Below are 16537 nucleotides of genomic sequence, written 5' to 3' on the forward strand. Positions count from 1 at the left end.
AAGTGTCCACCATGTCCCCGCACACCCGTCAACCATGTGTCCGGTCCGTACAATAAAGAGGAAAAGTACCCGTTCAAGCCTTCGCGGCCACGACCATTTTTTTCGCGTGAGCCAACGACTCCTTGGTCAGGTCGATACCGCCGAGCATCCGCGCAACTTCTTCTACCCGTTCCGACTTGTTCAGCTTGGAGACGGCCGTGTGTGTCGCATCGCTGCCGCGCACCTTGTGCACAAATAGATGTTGATGCCCTTGAGCCGCCACTTGCGGCAAGTGAGTCACCGTAAGTACCTGGCCGCGATCCCCCAGGCGACGCAACAATTGGCCAACAATTTCTGCGGTTGGCCCGCCGATGCCAACGTCTACTTCATCGAATACCAGCGTTGGTACCCGTGAGGTCTGCGCGGTGATCACCTGGATCGCCAGGCTGATCCGCGACAACTCGCCGCCTGAGGCCACTTTGGCCAGGGCCTTGAGTGGCTGACCGGGGTTGGCGCTGACCAGCAGTTCTACCTGCTCCAGCCCATGGGGCTGCAGTTCGTGGCTGGCGTTGGCGCGCAGTTCGATGGTGAAGCGCCCGCCCGGCATACCCAGGCGCTGGATTTCCTGCTCGACGGCGCTGGCCAGGCTGGTGGCGGCCTGTTGGCGCAGGTCGCTCAGCTCCTGGGCCTTTTCCTGATAATGGCGGGCAAACGAAGCGAGCTCCTCGCCCAGTCGCTCGATGGACTCGTCGTTGGCATTCAGTGTGTCGATTTCATCCAGCAGCTTCTGTTGCATGGCAGCCAGTTCAGTGGGCTGGATGCGATGCTTGCGCGCCAGGGTGTAGATGGTGTCCAGGCGTTCTTCTATTTCCTGCAGGCGTGCCGGATCGGCATCGAAGTGGTCCAGGAAGCGGTTGAGTTCGCCGACGGCTTCCTCAACCTGGATCTGTGCGCTGGTGAGCAGGGTAGTGGCCTCATTCAACGAGCCGGAAGCATTGTTCACGCTGGACAGGCGATTGAGGCTGGCTGTCAGTGCGTTGAGCACATTACCCGAGTCGCTCTCGCTGCATTGCTCGACGACCTGGCGGCAGATACCCAGCAAGGTCTCTGCATTGGTCAGGTTCTTGTGTTCCTGCTCAAGCTGCTCCAGTTCGGTCTCGCCCAGGCCCAGGCTTTCAAGCTCTTCGAGTTGATAGCTGAGCAGTTGGTGGCGGGCGCGTTGTTCATCGCCGGAGTTGGAGAGGCGTTCCAGTTCCTGGCGTGTCTGGCGCCAGCGTTGGGCGGCCAGTTGAACCTGGCGGGCAAGGTCGGTGGCGCCGGCGTATTCGTCGAGCAGTCGGCGGTGAGTATCGGTTTTGAGCAGGGACTGGTGTTCATGCTGGCTGTGGATATCGATCAGCAGCTCACCCAGGGCTTTCAAGTCGCCAAGTGGGCACGGCGTGCCGTTGATATAGCCGCGGGAGCGACCTTCGGCAGTGATCACCCGGCGCAGAATGCACGGGCCTTCATTGTTCAGGTCGCGCTCGACCAGCCATGCTTCGGCCTCGGGAATGTCGGCCAGGTCAAAGGTGGCCAGGATATCGGCTTTGTCGGAGCCTGGGCGTACCACGCCACTGTCGGCGCGGTCGCCGAGGGTCAGGCCGAGGGCGTCGAGCATGATCGACTTGCCGGCGCCGGTTTCGCCTGTGATTACGCTCATCCCGCGATCCAGTTCGAGATCCAGATGTTCAACGATTGCGTAGTTATGTACAGACAGGTGCACGAGCATGACGGCCGCTCCCAGGCTTGAGGTCTGGTTATTTATACAGTGTTTTGTTTGTGGCTGACAATCCTGGCGCTTAGCTCGATTTGCTTGATCAATAGCTTTTTTTAGCGCGATGAGGAATGTAGGGGCAGGAAATGATCCGAGTCATGCGAAAGACTTTTGGTAACGCCCGCGCCCTTGAACCTGGAAATTGTGGCCCCATATACCGGAACAGAAGCGCGAGTCGAGATCGCGCATGATTTTGAAAGGAGAAATCTATGGCTGACGAACAGACGCAGGATACGCAAACTCCAGACGCCAATGCGGCTGCCGGTGATGAGCTGGCCACCCGCGTGCAAGTGCTCGAAGAGCAATTGTCCGCTGCGCAGGATCAATCGTTGCGTGTTGCCGCCGATCTGCAGAACGTCCGCCGCCGTGCCGAGCAGGACGTAGAAAAGGCTCACAAATTCGCGCTGGAAAAATTCGCTGGCGATCTGCTGCCGATCATCGACAGTCTTGAACGTGGTCTTGAGTTGTCTGACCCGGCCGACGAAAACATCCGCCCAATGCGTGAAGGTATCGAGCTGACGCTGAAAATGTTCCAGGACACCCTGAAGCGTTATCAGCTGGAAGCGATCGATCCGCAAGGCGGCGAGCCGTTCAATGCTGAGCATCACCAGGCCATGGCCATGCAGGAAAGCCACGATCTGGAGCCTAACAGCGTGATGAAGGTGTTCCAGAAGGGTTACCAGCTCAATGGTCGCTTGATGCGCCCGGCAATGGTGGTGGTGAGCAAGGCTCCTGCACCCGCTGCACCTTCTATTGATGAGCAGGCTTGAAATCCGCCGCAAGGCCCCCATCTATAAGTCAAGCGTTTAAGTGCTACCGCAGTTAGCCACAACTGCTGCGGCAACCAAATTCAAAGTTCGGGAGAGTAAATCATGGGCAAAATTATCGGTATTGACCTGGGGACCACCAACTCCTGCGTCTCCGTGCTGGAAAACGGCGTTGCAAAAGTTATCGAAAACGCCGAAGGCGCACGTACCACTCCGTCGATCATCGCTTACGCCAACGACGGTGAAATCCTCGTCGGTCAGTCGGCCAAGCGTCAGGCTGTGACCAACCCGCATAACACCCTGTATGCGGTAAAGCGTTTGATCGGTCGTAAGTTCGACGAAGAAGTCGTACAGAAAGACATCAAGATGGTCCCTTACAAAATCGCCAAGGCCGACAACGGTGACGCCTGGGTTGAAGTAAACGGCCAGAAAATGTCGCCGCCGCAAATTTCGGCTGAAATCTTGAAAAAGATGAAGAAAACCGCCGAAGACTACCTCGGTGAAGCAGTGACTGAAGCGGTGATCACCGTTCCGGCCTACTTCAACGACAGCCAGCGCCAGGCAACCAAAGACGCCGGCCGCATCGCGGGTCTGGACGTAAAACGTATCATCAACGAGCCAACCGCAGCCGCTCTGGCTTACGGCATGGACAAGGCCAAGGGCGACCACACTGTGATCGTCTACGACCTGGGTGGCGGTACTTTTGACGTGTCCGTGATCGAGATCGCAGAAGTTGACGGCGAGCACCAGTTCGAAGTGTTGGCCACCAACGGCGACACCTTCCTGGGTGGTGAAGACTTTGACATCCGTCTGATCGACTACCTGGTAGACGAATTCAAGAAAGAAAGCGGCATGAACCTCAAGGGTGACCCGCTGGCCATGCAGCGCCTGAAAGAAGCCGCTGAAAAAGCCAAGATCGAGCTGTCTTCCGCTCAGTCGACCGACGTCAACCTGCCGTACATCACTGCAGACGCTACCGGTCCTAAGCACTTGAACGTGAAAATCTCGCGCTCCAAGCTCGAAGCTCTGGTTGAAGACCTGGTTCAGCGCACCATCGAGCCTTGCCGTATTGCACTGAAAGACTCCGGTATCGACGTTGGCTCGATCAACGACGTGATCCTGGTCGGCGGTCAGACCCGTATGCCGCTGGTGCAGAAGCTGGTAACCGAGTTCTTCGGCAAAGAAGCACGTAAAGACGTGAACCCGGACGAAGCTGTTGCCATGGGTGCTGCCATCCAGGGTGCGGTATTGGCCGGTGACGTAAAAGACGTATTGCTGCTGGACGTGAGCCCGCTGACCCTGGGTATCGAAACCATGGGTGGCGTGATGACTGCGCTGATCGAGAAAAACACCACGATTCCTACCAAGAAATCCCAGGTGTTCTCGACTGCCGATGACAACCAGGGCGCCGTGACCATTCACGTGCTGCAAGGTGAGCGCAAGCAAGCCGCGCAGAACAAGTCCCTGGGCAAGTTCGACCTGGCTGAGATTCCACCAGCACCACGTGGCGTGCCACAAATCGAAGTGACCTTCGACATCGACGCCAACGGCATCCTGCACGTCGGCGCGAAAGACAAGGCAACCGGCAAAGAGCAGAAGATCACCATCAAGGCCAACTCCGGTCTGTCTGATGAAGAAATTCAACAGATGATTCGTGATGCAGAAGCCAACGCTGATGCGGATGCCAAGTTTGCTGAACTGGCTGGCGCCCGTAACCAGGGTGATGCGCTGGTTCACTCGACTCGCAAGATGATCGCTGATGCTGGCGACAAAGTGACCGAAGAAGAGAAAACCGCAATCGAAGCGGCCTTGGTTGCCCTGGAAGCCGCCATCAAAGGTGACGACAAGGCTGCCATCGAAGCCAAGATCGAGGAGCTGTCGAAAGTCTCCGCACCGGTCGCTCAGAAAATGTACGCCGAACAAGGCCAGCCGGCTGACGGTGCTGCGCAGCAGGCAGAGCCAGAAGCCAAGCACGACGATGTTGTCGATGCCGAGTTCGAAGAAGTCAAAGAAGACCAGAAGAAGTAACTTGGTCGCCCGGTTGACCGCTCACAAGCGGTGACTGGTAGGATGTCGCCGCGCGGGAGCTTGCTCCCGCGTTGGCGTGTCTGGGGTATGCGAATTTTTACAGCATGCGACAACGCTCGGATGCTGGCGGTGTGATCGGGAATGCTCCTGCTTTCCGAATGGCATTCACCGCGTTTTTGGCCGGGTCCCTGGCTGAAAGCAGTAATGACCAGGATCGTTGAATTGACGTGAGTTGGGTCCGGGCCTGTATTGGGGCTCAACGAGTTTGGCAGGGTTCAGGAGGGCCAGGCCGAACGTCCTTAAGAGTGCAAAGACTTATGGCAAAGCGTGACTATTACGAAGTATTGGGTGTGGAGCGCGGGGCCAGCGAGGCGGACCTGAAGAAGGCCTACCGTCGCCTGGCGATGAAGCACCACCCCGACCGTAATCCGGATAACAAAGAATCCGAAGAGATGTTCAAAGAGGCCAATGAGGCCTACGAATGCCTGTGTGATCCCAATAAGCGTGCGGCCTACGACCAGTACGGTCATGCCGGCGTCGACCCGAGCATGGGTGGCGGCGGCGCCGGTTTCGGCGGTCAGAACTTCTCCGATATTTTCGGCGACGTGTTCAGCGATTTCTTCGGCGGTGGTCGTGGCGGTCAACGTGGCGGCGCGCAGCGTGGCAGTGACTTGCGCTACACGCTGGAGTTGAATCTGGAAGAAGCCGTGCGCGGCACCAGCGTCAATATTCGTGTGCCGACGCTGGTTAACTGCAAGCCGTGCGACGGTTCGGGTGCCAAGAAAGGCTCCTCGCCGATCACGTGCCCGACCTGTGGTGGCATCGGTCAGGTGCGCATGCAGCAGGGCTTCTTCTCGGTGCAGCAAACCTGCCCGCGTTGCCATGGCCAGGGCAAGATCATTTCCGACCCGTGCGATTCCTGCCACGGCGAAGGTCGTGTTGAAGAGTACAAGACCCTCTCGGTGAAAGTGCCGGCGGGTGTGGATACCGGCGATCGTATTCGCCTGTCGGGCGAAGGCGAGGCGGGTACCCAGGGTGGTCCGACTGGCGACCTGTACGTGGTGATCAATGTGCGTGAGCACTCGATCTTCCAGCGCGATGGCAAACACCTGTTCTGCGAAGTGCCGATCAGCTTTGTCGATGCGGCCCTGGGCGGTGAGTTGGAGATTCCGACCCTTGATGGTCGAGTCAAACTCAAGATTCCCGAGGGGACACAGACTGGCAAGCAGTTCCGCATCCGTGGCAAAGGCGTTGCGCCAGTGCGCGGTGGCGGTGCGGGCGACCTGATGTGTCGTGTGGCGGTGGAAACCCCGGTCAACCTGGGCCGTCGTCAGCGCGAACTGCTCGAAGAGTTCCGCAGCTCGCTGGAAGGCGATGACTCCCATTCGCCGAAAACCACTGGCTTCTTCGATGGCGTGAAACGCTTCTTCGGCGACCTGTAAGGACGTGAATATGCGACGTATAGCCGTAATGGGCGCTGCCGGGCGCATGGGCAAGACGCTGGTCGAGGCGGTGCAGCAACGCTCGCCGGCCTCCGGGCTGACGGCGGCGATTGTTCGCCCCGGCAGCACGTTGATCGGTGCGGATGCCGGTGAGTTGGCGTCGTTGGGCCGCATCGGTGTCTCGTTGACGGGCAGCCTTGAGCAGGTGGCTGACGAGTTTGACGTGCTCATCGATTTCACCTTGCCTGACGTGATGCTGAAAAACCTGGCCTTCTGCCGCAAGGCAGGCAAGGCCATGGTGATCGGTACGACTGGTTTGAGTGCTGAGCAGAAGCAGTTGCTGGTGGAGGCGGGCAAGGATATTCCGATCGTCTTTGCTGCCAACTTCAGCGTTGGCGTGAATCTGTCGCTGAAATTGTTGGACCTGGCAGCGCGTGTGCTGGGTGACGAAGCCGATATCGAGATTATCGAGACTCATCACCGCCACAAGATCGATGCGCCGTCGGGCACTGCGTTGCGCATGGGTGAAGCTATCGCTGATGCGCTGGGCCGCGATCTATCGAAAGTGGCGGTATACGGGCGTGAAGGCCATACCGGTGAGCGCGCACGCGACACCATCGGCTTTGCAACCGTGCGCGGTGGTGATGTGGTTGGCGATCACACGGTGTTGTTCGCCACCGAAGGCGAGCGCCTGGAGATCACGCACAAGGCTTCAAGCCGCATGACGTTCGCCAAGGGCGCAGTGCGAGCTGCACTCTGGTTGGAAGGCCGCGAGCCGGGCCTGTATGACATGCGCGACGTGTTGGATCTGCACTAATCAGTAGCTTAAATGGGGCCTCGGGATTATCCTGAGGCCCCGTTTTTACCCGCTAAGCGACGTCCTGTCGCATTCTCCTGCCTTTAAGGCTCATTAGCGGTGGACCCAAAAAGCCTTTTTCTGTAAGCTACAGCTTTAGTGTGTCCACTAAAAGCGCGCAGAATAATTCGATGAAGAAGCGGGGTGACGTGTCCATACGTCACTCCGCTTTTTTACAACCTGCGATCGCCCTTTCAGGCTTTATTTACGGGAGGTCTTCTTGACTAAGCCAGCCATACTCGCCCTTGCTGATGGCAGCATTTTTCGCGGCGAAGCCATTGGAGCCGACGGTCAAACCGTTGGAGAGGTGGTGTTCAACACCGCCATGACCGGCTATCAGGAAATCCTTACCGATCCTTCCTACGCCCAACAGATCGTTACCCTGACCTATCCGCACATCGGCAACACCGGTACTACACCGGAAGATGTCGAGTCTGATCGTGTCTGGTCGGCCGGTCTGGTGATTCGTGACCTGCCACTGGTTGCGAGCAACTGGCGTAACACGATGTCGCTGTCCGATTACCTGAAAGCCAACAATGTTGTGGCGATCGCCGGTATCGATACGCGCCGCCTCACGCGCATCCTGCGTGAAAAAGGCTCGCAGAATGGCTGCATCATGGTCGGTGACAATATTTCCGACGAGGCGGCGATTGCCGCAGCACAAGGCTTCCCTGGCCTGAAAGGCATGGACCTGGCGAAAGTCGTCAGCGTCAAAGAGAAGTACGAGTGGCGTTCCACTGTGTGGGATCTGAAAACCGACAGCCACGCGACTATCGAGGCTGCCGATCTGCCTTACCACGTGGTCGCCTATGACTACGGCGTCAAGTACAACATCCTGCGCATGTTGGTCGAGCGTGGCTGCCGCGTGACCGTGGTGCCCGCGCAAACACCTGCCAGCGATGTGCTCGCGATGCAGCCGGACGGCGTGTTCCTGTCCAACGGCCCGGGTGACCCAGAGCCATGCGACTACGCTATCCAGGCCATCAAGGACGTGCTGGAAACCGACATTCCGGTGTTTGGTATCTGCCTTGGCCACCAGCTGCTGGCTTTGGCCTCCGGCGCCAAGACCCTGAAAATGGGCCATGGCCACCACGGTGCCAACCACCCGGTACAAGACCTGGACACCGGCGTTGTGATGATCACCAGCCAGAACCACGGTTTTGCGGTGGATGAAGCCAGCTTGCCGAGTAATGTGCGCGCCATTCACAAGTCGCTGTTCGACGGTTCCCTGCAGGGCATCGAGCGCACCGACAAGAGCGCGTTCAGCTTCCAGGGCCACCCTGAAGCCAGCCCGGGCCCGAACGACGTAGCGCCGCTGTTCGACCGTTTCATCAATGAGATGGCCAAGCGACGCTGACTGAGTGCTCTGCGGGCGGCCCCGAACCACGGTGGCCCCCGCAGGCTCTTCAAGGATTGTTCTAGACGGCTTGCCGACTGACCTGCGGATTTGAGTGACAAACCCATGCCAAAACGTACAGACATAAAAAGCATCCTGATTCTCGGCGCTGGCCCGATCGTGATCGGCCAGGCCTGCGAATTCGACTACTCCGGCGCCCAGGCCTGTAAGGCCCTGCGTGAGGAGGGCTACCGCGTCATCCTGGTGAACTCCAACCCGGCCACCATCATGACCGACCCGGCCATGGCCGACGCGACGTACATCGAGCCGATCAAATGGCAGACCGTTGCCAAGATCATCGAGAAAGAGCGTCCGGACGCGCTGCTGCCAACTATGGGCGGCCAGACTGCATTGAACTGCGCCCTGGACCTGGAGCGCGAAGGCGTCCTGGAAAAGTTCGGCGTAGAGATGATCGGCGCCAATGCCGACACCATCGACAAGGCTGAAGACCGTTCGCGTTTCGACAAGGCCATGAAGTCCATCGGCCTGGCGTGCCCGCGTTCCGGTATCGCCCACAGCATGGAAGAAGCCAATGCGGTCCTTGAGACCCTGGGCTTCCCGTGCATTATCCGTCCGTCCTTCACCATGGGCGGCACCGGTGGCGGCATTGCCTACAACCGTGAAGAGTTCGAAGAAATCTGCGCGCGTGGCCTGGACCTGTCGCCGACCAAAGAGCTGCTGATCGACGAATCGCTGATCGGTTGGAAAGAATACGAGATGGAGGTGGTCCGCGATAAAAAGGACAACTGCATCATCGTCTGCTCCATCGAAAACTTCGATCCGATGGGCGTGCACACCGGTGACTCGATCACCGTAGCTCCGGCGCAGACCCTGACCGACAAGGAATACCAGATCCTGCGTAACGCCTCCCTGGCGGTACTGCGCGAGATCGGCGTTGAAACCGGCGGTTCCAACGTTCAGTTCGGCATCTGCCCGGACACCGGCCGCATGGTCGTAATCGAGATGAACCCACGTGTATCGCGTTCTTCTGCGCTGGCCTCGAAAGCTACCGGCTTCCCGATTGCGCGTATCGCTGCCAAGCTGGCTATCGGCTACACCTTGGACGAGTTGCAAAACGAAATCACCGGCGGCGCTATGCCGGCGTCTTTCGAGCCGTCTATCGACTACGTTGTGACCAAGCTGCCACGCTTTGCCTTCGAGAAGTTCGCCAAGGCTGATGCGCGCCTGACCACCCAGATGAAGTCGGTCGGCGAGGTCATGGCGATCGGCCGTACGTTCCAGGAATCCCTGCAGAAAGCCCTGCGCGGCCTGGAAGTCGGTGTTTGCGGCCTGGACGAGAAGCTCGACCTGAGCAATCCGGAAAGCATGAGCATCCTCAAGCGCGAGCTGACCGTGCCGGGTGCCGAGCGTATCTGGTACGTGGCTGACGCCTTCCGTGCCGGCCTGAGCGTCGAAGATATCTTCGGCATGAACATGATCGATCCGTGGTTCCTGGTGCAGATCGAAGATCTGATCAAGGAAGAAGAGAAGGTCAAGACTCTGGGCCTGTCGTCTATCGACCGCGACCTGATGTTCCGCCTCAAGCGCAAAGGCTTCTCCGACCAGCGCCTGGCCAAGCTGCTGGGTGTGACCGAGAAGAACCTGCGTACTCATCGCCACAAGTTGGATATCTTTCCGGTCTACAAGCGCGTTGACACCTGCGCCGCAGAGTTCGCCACCGACACTGCCTACATGTACTCCACCTATGAGGAAGAGTGCGAAGCCGCGCCGTCGGATCGCGACAAGATCATCATCCTGGGCGGCGGTCCGAACCGTATCGGCCAGGGTATCGAGTTCGACTATTGCTGCGTACACGCCGCCCTCGCCCTGCGCGAAGACGGGTACGAGACCATCATGGTCAACTGCAACCCGGAAACCGTTTCCACCGACTACGACACTTCCGACCGTCTGTACTTCGAGCCGGTAACGCTGGAAGACGTATTGGAAATCTGCCGCGTCGAGAAGCCTAAGGGCGTGATCGTCCAATACGGCGGCCAGACCCCGCTGAAACTGGCGCGTGCCCTGGAAGCTGCCGGCGTGCCGATCATCGGTACCAGCCCGGACGCTATCGACCGTGCCGAAGACCGTGAGCGCTTCCAGCAGATGGTTGAGCGCCTGAACCTGCGTCAGCCGCCAAACGCTACTGTGCGCAGCGAAGACGAAGCCATCCGTGCAGCCAGCAAGATCGGCTACCCGCTGGTGGTGCGCCCGTCCTACGTACTGGGCGGTCGCGCGATGGAAATCGTCTATGAAGAAGACGAACTCAAGCGCTACCTGCGTGATGCGGTGAAAGTGTCCAACGACAGCCCGGTGCTGCTGGACCACTTCCTCAACTGCGCCATCGAAATGGACGTGGATGCGGTATGCGACGGTACTGACGTAGTGATCGGCGCGATCATGCAGCACATCGAGCAGGCCGGCGTTCACTCCGGTGACTCCGCGTGCTCGCTGCCGCCGTACTCGCTGCCGGCGCACATCCAGGACGAGATGCGCGAACAGGTCAAGAAAATGGCCCTGGAACTGGGTGTGGTCGGCCTGATGAACGTTCAGTTGGCGCTGCAAGGCGAAGACATTTACGTCATTGAAGTCAACCCGCGTGCCTCGCGTACCGTGCCGTTTGTATCCAAGTGCATCGGTGTGTCCCTGGCCATGATCGCTGCCCGTGTGATGGCCGGTAAGACCTTGAAGGAAATCGGCTTTACCAAGGAAATCATTCCCAACTTCTACAGCGTGAAAGAGGCGGTGTTCCCATTCGCCAAATTCCCTGGTGTGGACCCGATCCTGGGCCCAGAGATGAAGTCCACCGGTGAAGTGATGGGCGTGGGCGATACTTTCGGTGAAGCGTTCGCCAAGGCCCAGATGGGTGCCAGCGAAGTGCTGCCGACCGGCGGTACTGCATTTATCAGCGTGCGTGATGACGACAAGCCACTGGTTGCGGGCGTGGCCCGTGATCTGATCAACTTGGGCTTTGAAGTTGTCGCGACTGCCGGGACCGCCAAGCTGATCGAGGCTGCGGGCCTGAAAGTACGTCGCGTGAACAAGGTGACGGAAGGCCGTCCGCATGTGGTCGACATGATCAAGAATGACGAAGTCACGCTGATCATCAACACCACCGAAGGTCGTCAGTCGATCGCGGATTCCTACTCCATTCGTCGTAATGCCTTGCAGCACAAGATCTACTGCACCACCACTATTGCTGCTGGCGAAGCTATCTGCGAAGCGCTCAAGTTCGGTCCGGAAAAGACCGTGCGTCGCTTGCAGGATCTACACGCAGGATTGAAGGCATGATCAAATACCCAATGACCGTCCAGGGCGCCAAGGCCCTGGAAGAGGAACACGCCCATCTGACCAAGGTCGTACGTCCGAAGCTGAGCCAGGACATCGGTACGGCCCGCGAGCTGGGTGACTTGAAGGAAAACGCCGAATACCACGCTGCTCGCGAGCAGCAGGGTATGGTCGAGGCGCGGATTCGTGATATCGAGGGCCGCATGCAGAATGCGGTGATCATCGACGTCACGACCATCCCGCATACCGGCAAGGTGATTTTCGGCACGACCGTGGAAATCGCCAACGTCGAGACTGACGAAAGCGTGACTTACCAGATCGTGGGTGAGGATGAGGCTGATTTCAAGCAAGGCAAGATCTCTGTCGGCTCGCCGATCGCTCGCGCCTTGATTGCCAAGGAAGAGGGCGACGTCGTTGCCGTGAAAACGCCGAGCGGCGTCATTGAGTACGAGATTGTCGAAGTCCGCCACATCTGAAAGACGGCGCCCGCTACGTGCGGGCGCCATGCTTTGGCAGCTCTCTCAAATGCTTTGGGTGGGCGGCCTGTGGCTGTTGCATATGGGTGTATTGCCGGTGCTGGGCCTTATTGGTCTGGCACCGTTGCTGATCGATGAGATCGACAAATTGCTGAGCGCGCTGCTGGTGGGTTTTGCGGCGGCGTGTGTGTTGCTCCAGGCGTTAGTGCTGGTCAAGGCTGAGGGCTTTGAGAGTTTGTGGCGGGACATTCGCGGGCAACTGCTGTTGATGGCGCTGTATGCGTGCGCGATGTTTTGCGTGGTGTATATTTGGCTGCCGCAAGCGTTGCGCTGGCAGTTATTCAGCTATCTTGTGCTAGGGTTTTCCGGTTTGGTGCTGGTCATGCAGCCGGCGCCGGGGTGGAGTGGCAGGGCGCGCGAAGCACGCCCGTGACCCTTTTCATCATTTGAAGCGATGAACGTTCGACAGTTGCTTGTTGACGCTGAAGTTCTTGCGATACAGCAGCGCCATCTTGCCGATGACCTGAACCAGGTCCGCTTTGCCCACCTTGCACAGTTCTGCAACGGCGGCCAAACGCGCTTCGCGATCAAGGATATTGACCTTGATCTTGATCAGTTCGTGATCGTTCAGTGCGCGTTCAAATTCGGCTAAAACACCTTCAGTCAACCCGTTGTCTGCCACAATCAGAACTGGTTTCAGATGGTGGCCAATGGATTTGTACTGTTTCTTCTGCTCTTGAGTGAGCGGCATAATCTGACCCCTGCGTCTGATCTTGTAAAAAGCGGCGGCCAGTTTACCCGAGCGAGTCCGGGACCGCCCAGTTAATCACGACCCGTTTTATTTTTCGAGGTGGCCCGTGGCCCGTTCCAAAACCAGCCTTAAGTGGCTACAAGAACATTTCAATGATCCTTACGTCAAAAAGGCGCAAAAGGACGGCTACCGTTCCCGGGCCAGCTACAAGCTGCTGGAGATCCAGGACAAGGATAAACTGATCCGTCCGGGCATGAGCGTTATCGATCTCGGCGCGGCCCCCGGTGGCTGGTCCCAGGTGACCAGTCGTCTGATTGGTGGGCAAGGCCGATTGATCGCTTCCGACATCCTCGAGATGGACAGCATCCCGGACGTGACCTTTGTTCACGGCGACTTTACCGAAGACAAGGTATTGGCCGAGATCCTGGAGGCTGTGGGAAATTCGCAGGTAGACCTTGTGATTTCCGACATGGCCCCCAATATGAGTGGATTACCGGCTGTTGATATGCCGCGTGCCATGTTCCTGTGTGAGCTGGCGCTGGATTTGGCAGGTCGGGTATTGCGTCCGGGTGGCGATTTCCTGGTGAAGGTCTTCCAGGGCGAAGGTTTCGACGAGTACCACAAGAACATTCGCAAGTTGTTCGACAAGGTGCAGACCCGTAAACCGGACTCTTCCCGTGACCGGTCCAGGGAGCAGTATCTGCTGTGCCGTGGCTACCGCGGTGTTGAAGGCGCAGCGAGCGAAGAGCGTTTTTGAGAAATTCGAGGAGGGCGATAGGTTTTTTTATATCGCTTTCGTCACGAAGCTTTACGAATATTGTGTAGTCAAAGTTTCACAAAGGGTTACAGACGGCGCCTGCCAGAGTTGTAGGTAATGTAGTAAGTTAGGCCGGTGAATATCATGCGAAGCGCGCGCCAGTAGCGGAGCTTGCTTCAGAGGGTAGTTAATTGAACGATATGGCAAAGAATCTGATCCTGTGGTTGATCATCGCGGCTGTCCTGGTGACGGTGATGAACAACTTCTCCAGCCCTAACGAGCCGCAGACCCTCAACTATTCCGACTTCATCCAGCAAGTTAAGGATGGCAAGGTCGAGCGCGTAGCGGTTGATGGCTACGTGATTACCGGTAAGCGCAACGACGGCGACAGCTTCAAGACCATTCGTCCGGCAATCCAGGACAACGGTCTGATCGGTGACCTGGTGGATAACCACGTGGTTGTCGAAGGCAAGCAGCCTGAACAGCAAAGCATCTGGACTCAGCTCCTGGTGGCAAGCTTCCCGATCCTGGTGATTATCGCCGTGTTCATGTTCTTCATGCGCCAGATGCAAGGTGGTGCGGGAGGCAAGGGCGGGCCGATGAGCTTTGGCAAGAGCAAGGCACGTCTGCTCTCCGAGGACCAGGTCAAGACTACCCTGGCTGACGTTGCAGGTTGCGACGAAGCCAAGGAAGAAGTGGGTGAGTTGGTCGAGTTTCTGCGTGATCCGGGCAAGTTCCAGCGCCTGGGTGGTCGTATTCCTCGCGGCGTGTTGATGGTAGGTCCACCAGGTACCGGTAAAACCTTGCTGGCCAAGGCGATTGCCGGCGAAGCCAAGGTGCCTTTCTTCACTATTTCCGGTTCTGACTTCGTCGAGATGTTCGTCGGTGTGGGCGCCAGCCGTGTTCGCGATATGTTCGAACAGGCCAAGAAGCATGCGCCGTGCATCATCTTCATCGATGAGATCGATGCCGTTGGTCGCCATCGTGGCGCTGGCATGGGTGGTGGTCATGATGAACGTGAGCAGACCCTCAACCAGTTGCTGGTAGAGATGGATGGTTTCGAGATGAATGACGGCATTATCGTCATCGCCGCGACCAACCGTCCGGACGTACTGGACCCGGCGTTGCTGCGCCCGGGCCGTTTCGACCGTCAGGTCGTGGTTGGCCTGCCGGATATCCGCGGTCGTGAACAGATTTTGAAAGTACACATGCGCAAGGTGCCAATGGGTGACGACGTGGCTCCGGCTGTGATTGCCCGTGGTACGCCTGGCTTCTCCGGTGCCGACCTGGCCAACTTGGTCAACGAGGCTTCGTTGTTTGCTGCCCGTACCGGCAAGCGCATTGTTGAAATGAAAGAGTTCGAATTGGCAAAAGACAAGATCATGATGGGCGCTGAGCGCAAATCCATGGTCATGTCCGAGAAAGAGAAGCAGAACACGGCTTATCACGAAGCCGGTCACGCCATTGTTGGTCGCGTTGTGCCTGAGCATGACCCGGTCTACAAGGTGTCGATCATTCCTCGTGGCCGTGCGCTGGGTGTGACCATGTTCCTGCCGGAAGAGGATCGTTACAGCCTCTCCAAGCGTGCATTGATCAGCCAGATCTGTTCGCTTTATGGCGGGCGGATTGCCGAGGAGATGACCCTGGGCTTCGATGGCGTCACCACAGGTGCTTCCAATGACATCATGCGTGCCAGCCAGATTGCACGAAATATGGTGACCAAGTGGGGCTTGTCGGAAAAACTCGGTCCTTTGATGTATGCAGAGGAAGAGGGTGAGGTGTTCCTCGGTCGTGGTGGTGGCGGTCAAAGTGCCAGCTTCTCCGGTGAGACTGCCAAGCTGATCGACTCCGAAGTTCGCAGCATCATTGACCAGTGTTATGGCACGGCCAAGCAGATCCTCACCGATAACCGCGACAAGCTTGATGCCATGGCTGATGCGCTGATGAAGTACGAGACCATTGATGCCGATCAGATCGACGACATCATGGCCGGTCGCACACCGCGTGAGCCTCGCGATTGGGAAGGTGGTTCAGGTACTTCGGGTACCCCACCCGTCGTTCAGAACGAACGCCCTGAGACCCCGATCGGCGGCCCGGCAGCTGACCACTAAGGTTTGAAATGACTTCTGCTTTGTCCTCTACCCGGTTGCCTTGCGGCAACCGGGTTCTTGATTTGGCCCATACGCATGTCATGGGTATTCTCAATGTAACTCCTGATTCCTTTTCCGATGGTGGCCGTTTCAGCCAGCTGGATGCCGCGTTGCGTCATGCCGAGGCGATGGTGGCTGCCGGCGCGACCTTGATTGATGTGGGCGGCGAGTCCACTCGGCCTGGGGCTCGTGTGGTATCCCCGTTGGAAGAGCTTGAGCGGGTAGCGCCCATTGTCGAGCGTATCGCCCGTGAGCTGGATGTGATCATTTCTGTGGACACTTCAACTCCCGCGGTAATGCGTGAAACCGCGCGTCTGGGGGCGGGGCTCATCAATGATGTGCGTTCGTTGCGGCGTGACGGTGCTCTCGATGCAGCTGCAGCGACCGGCCTGCCGGTGTGCCTGATGCACATGCTGGGTGAGCCCGGTAACATGCAGGACAGTCCTCACTACGACAACCTGGTCGGTGAGGTCACTGGGTTCCTGGCAGACAGGATCGCTCAGTGTGTCGAGGTGGGCATCGCGTGCGAAAAGATCATCCTTGACCCGGGGTTTGGCTTTGCCAAGACCCTGCAACATAATTTAAGCCTGTTCAAGCATATGGAGGCGCTGCATGCCCTTGGTCGGCCGCTGCTGGTCGGTGTGTCGCGCAAGAGCATGATAGGGCTGGCCTTGAATCGCCCGGTGGGTGAGCGCTTGTACGGCGGCCTCGCCCTTGCAGCGCTTGCCGTGACCAAGGGCGCTCGTATTTTGCGTGTGCATGATGTCGCCGAGACGGTGGATGTGGTGCGCATGATTGCCGCTGTAGAATCAGCCGAATAAGAATGATGGAGCACTT

At 58.2% G+C, this 16537-nt stretch carries 13 protein-coding genes; 11 read left to right on the top strand and 2 right to left on the bottom strand.

The genetic code is table 11. From position 1 onward, the window contains the following. Nucleotides 1-73 precede the first annotated feature (73 nt). Nucleotides 74-1747, bottom strand: a complete 1674-nt coding sequence (gene recN / locus E4P01_RS00005) for a DNA repair protein RecN (protein ID WP_032879439.1) — start codon at nt 1745-1747, stop codon at nt 74-76. A gap of 254 nt (nt 1748-2001) precedes the next feature. On the opposite strand from recN, the gene grpE reads away from it, so the two are divergent. The 8 genes from grpE (at nt 2002) to E4P01_RS00045 (ending at nt 12475) form a co-directional block, all read left to right on the top strand. Further along, nucleotides 2002-2562, top strand: coding sequence for a nucleotide exchange factor GrpE (gene grpE / locus E4P01_RS00010; RefSeq protein WP_005791505.1), 561 nt, complete (start codon nt 2002-2004; stop codon nt 2560-2562). Nucleotides 2563-2664: 102 nt separating this feature from the next. After that, complete coding sequence (gene dnaK / locus E4P01_RS00015) at nt 2665-4587, top strand: molecular chaperone DnaK (RefSeq protein ID WP_005791503.1); 1923 nt, start codon at nt 2665-2667, stop codon at nt 4585-4587. Between the two features lie 317 nt (nt 4588-4904). After that, nucleotides 4905-6029 carry a molecular chaperone DnaJ gene (dnaJ, locus tag E4P01_RS00020; protein ID WP_005791501.1) on the top strand — a complete coding sequence of 375 codons (1125 nt, stop codon included), beginning with the start codon at nt 4905-4907 and terminating at the stop codon, nt 6027-6029. A gap of 10 nt (nt 6030-6039) precedes the next feature. After that, the gene (dapB, locus tag E4P01_RS00025; protein WP_005791500.1) at nt 6040-6846 is read left to right on the top strand and encodes a 4-hydroxy-tetrahydrodipicolinate reductase; all 807 of its coding nucleotides are present in this window, start codon (nt 6040-6042) and stop codon (nt 6844-6846) included. Between the two features lie 259 nt (nt 6847-7105). Further along, complete coding sequence (gene carA, locus E4P01_RS00030) at nt 7106-8242, top strand: glutamine-hydrolyzing carbamoyl-phosphate synthase small subunit (protein WP_005791498.1); 1137 nt, start codon at nt 7106-7108, stop codon at nt 8240-8242. A gap of 105 nt (nt 8243-8347) precedes the next feature. Beyond that, nucleotides 8348-11569: a carbamoyl-phosphate synthase large subunit gene (gene carB, locus E4P01_RS00035; protein ID WP_005791497.1), complete on the top strand. Its 3222-nt coding sequence runs from the start codon at nt 8348-8350 to the stop codon at nt 11567-11569. Further along, nucleotides 11566-12042, top strand: coding sequence for a transcription elongation factor GreA (gene greA / locus E4P01_RS00040; RefSeq protein WP_005791494.1), 477 nt, complete (start codon nt 11566-11568; stop codon nt 12040-12042). Before carB ends, greA begins: the two co-directional genes overlap by 4 nt. A gap of 28 nt (nt 12043-12070) precedes the next feature. Continuing rightward, nucleotides 12071-12475 carry a hypothetical protein gene (locus tag E4P01_RS00045; RefSeq protein ID WP_032879441.1) on the top strand — a complete coding sequence of 135 codons (405 nt, stop codon included), beginning with the start codon at nt 12071-12073 and terminating at the stop codon, nt 12473-12475. 9 nt (nt 12476-12484) lie between these two features. Here E4P01_RS00045 and E4P01_RS00050 read toward each other — a convergent pair whose 3' ends face one another. Continuing rightward, nucleotides 12485-12793, bottom strand: a complete 309-nt coding sequence (locus E4P01_RS00050) for a YhbY family RNA-binding protein (RefSeq protein ID WP_003176146.1) — start codon at nt 12791-12793, stop codon at nt 12485-12487. Between the two features lie 106 nt (nt 12794-12899). Between E4P01_RS00050 and rlmE the strand changes: the two genes are divergently transcribed. The 3 genes from rlmE to folP all read left to right on the top strand — a co-directional run bounded on the left by rlmE (nt 12900) and on the right by folP (nt 16521). Further along, nucleotides 12900-13550 carry a 23S rRNA (uridine(2552)-2'-O)-methyltransferase RlmE gene (gene rlmE / locus E4P01_RS00055; protein ID WP_003194199.1) on the top strand — a complete coding sequence of 217 codons (651 nt, stop codon included), beginning with the start codon at nt 12900-12902 and terminating at the stop codon, nt 13548-13550. Nucleotides 13551-13750: 200 nt separating this feature from the next. Next, nucleotides 13751-15661, top strand: a complete 1911-nt coding sequence (ftsH, locus tag E4P01_RS00060) for an ATP-dependent zinc metalloprotease FtsH (protein ID WP_032803717.1) — start codon at nt 13751-13753, stop codon at nt 15659-15661. Between the two features lie 8 nt (nt 15662-15669). Continuing rightward, nucleotides 15670-16521: a dihydropteroate synthase gene (gene folP, locus E4P01_RS00065; RefSeq protein WP_032879443.1), complete on the top strand. Its 852-nt coding sequence runs from the start codon at nt 15670-15672 to the stop codon at nt 16519-16521. The last annotated feature ends 16 nt before the right edge of the window (nt 16522-16537 follow it).

The sequence above is a fragment of the Pseudomonas sp. NCIMB 10586 genome, from assembly GCF_023127895.1.
GTDB lineage: Bacteria > Pseudomonadota > Gammaproteobacteria > Pseudomonadales > Pseudomonadaceae > Aquipseudomonas > Aquipseudomonas synxantha_A.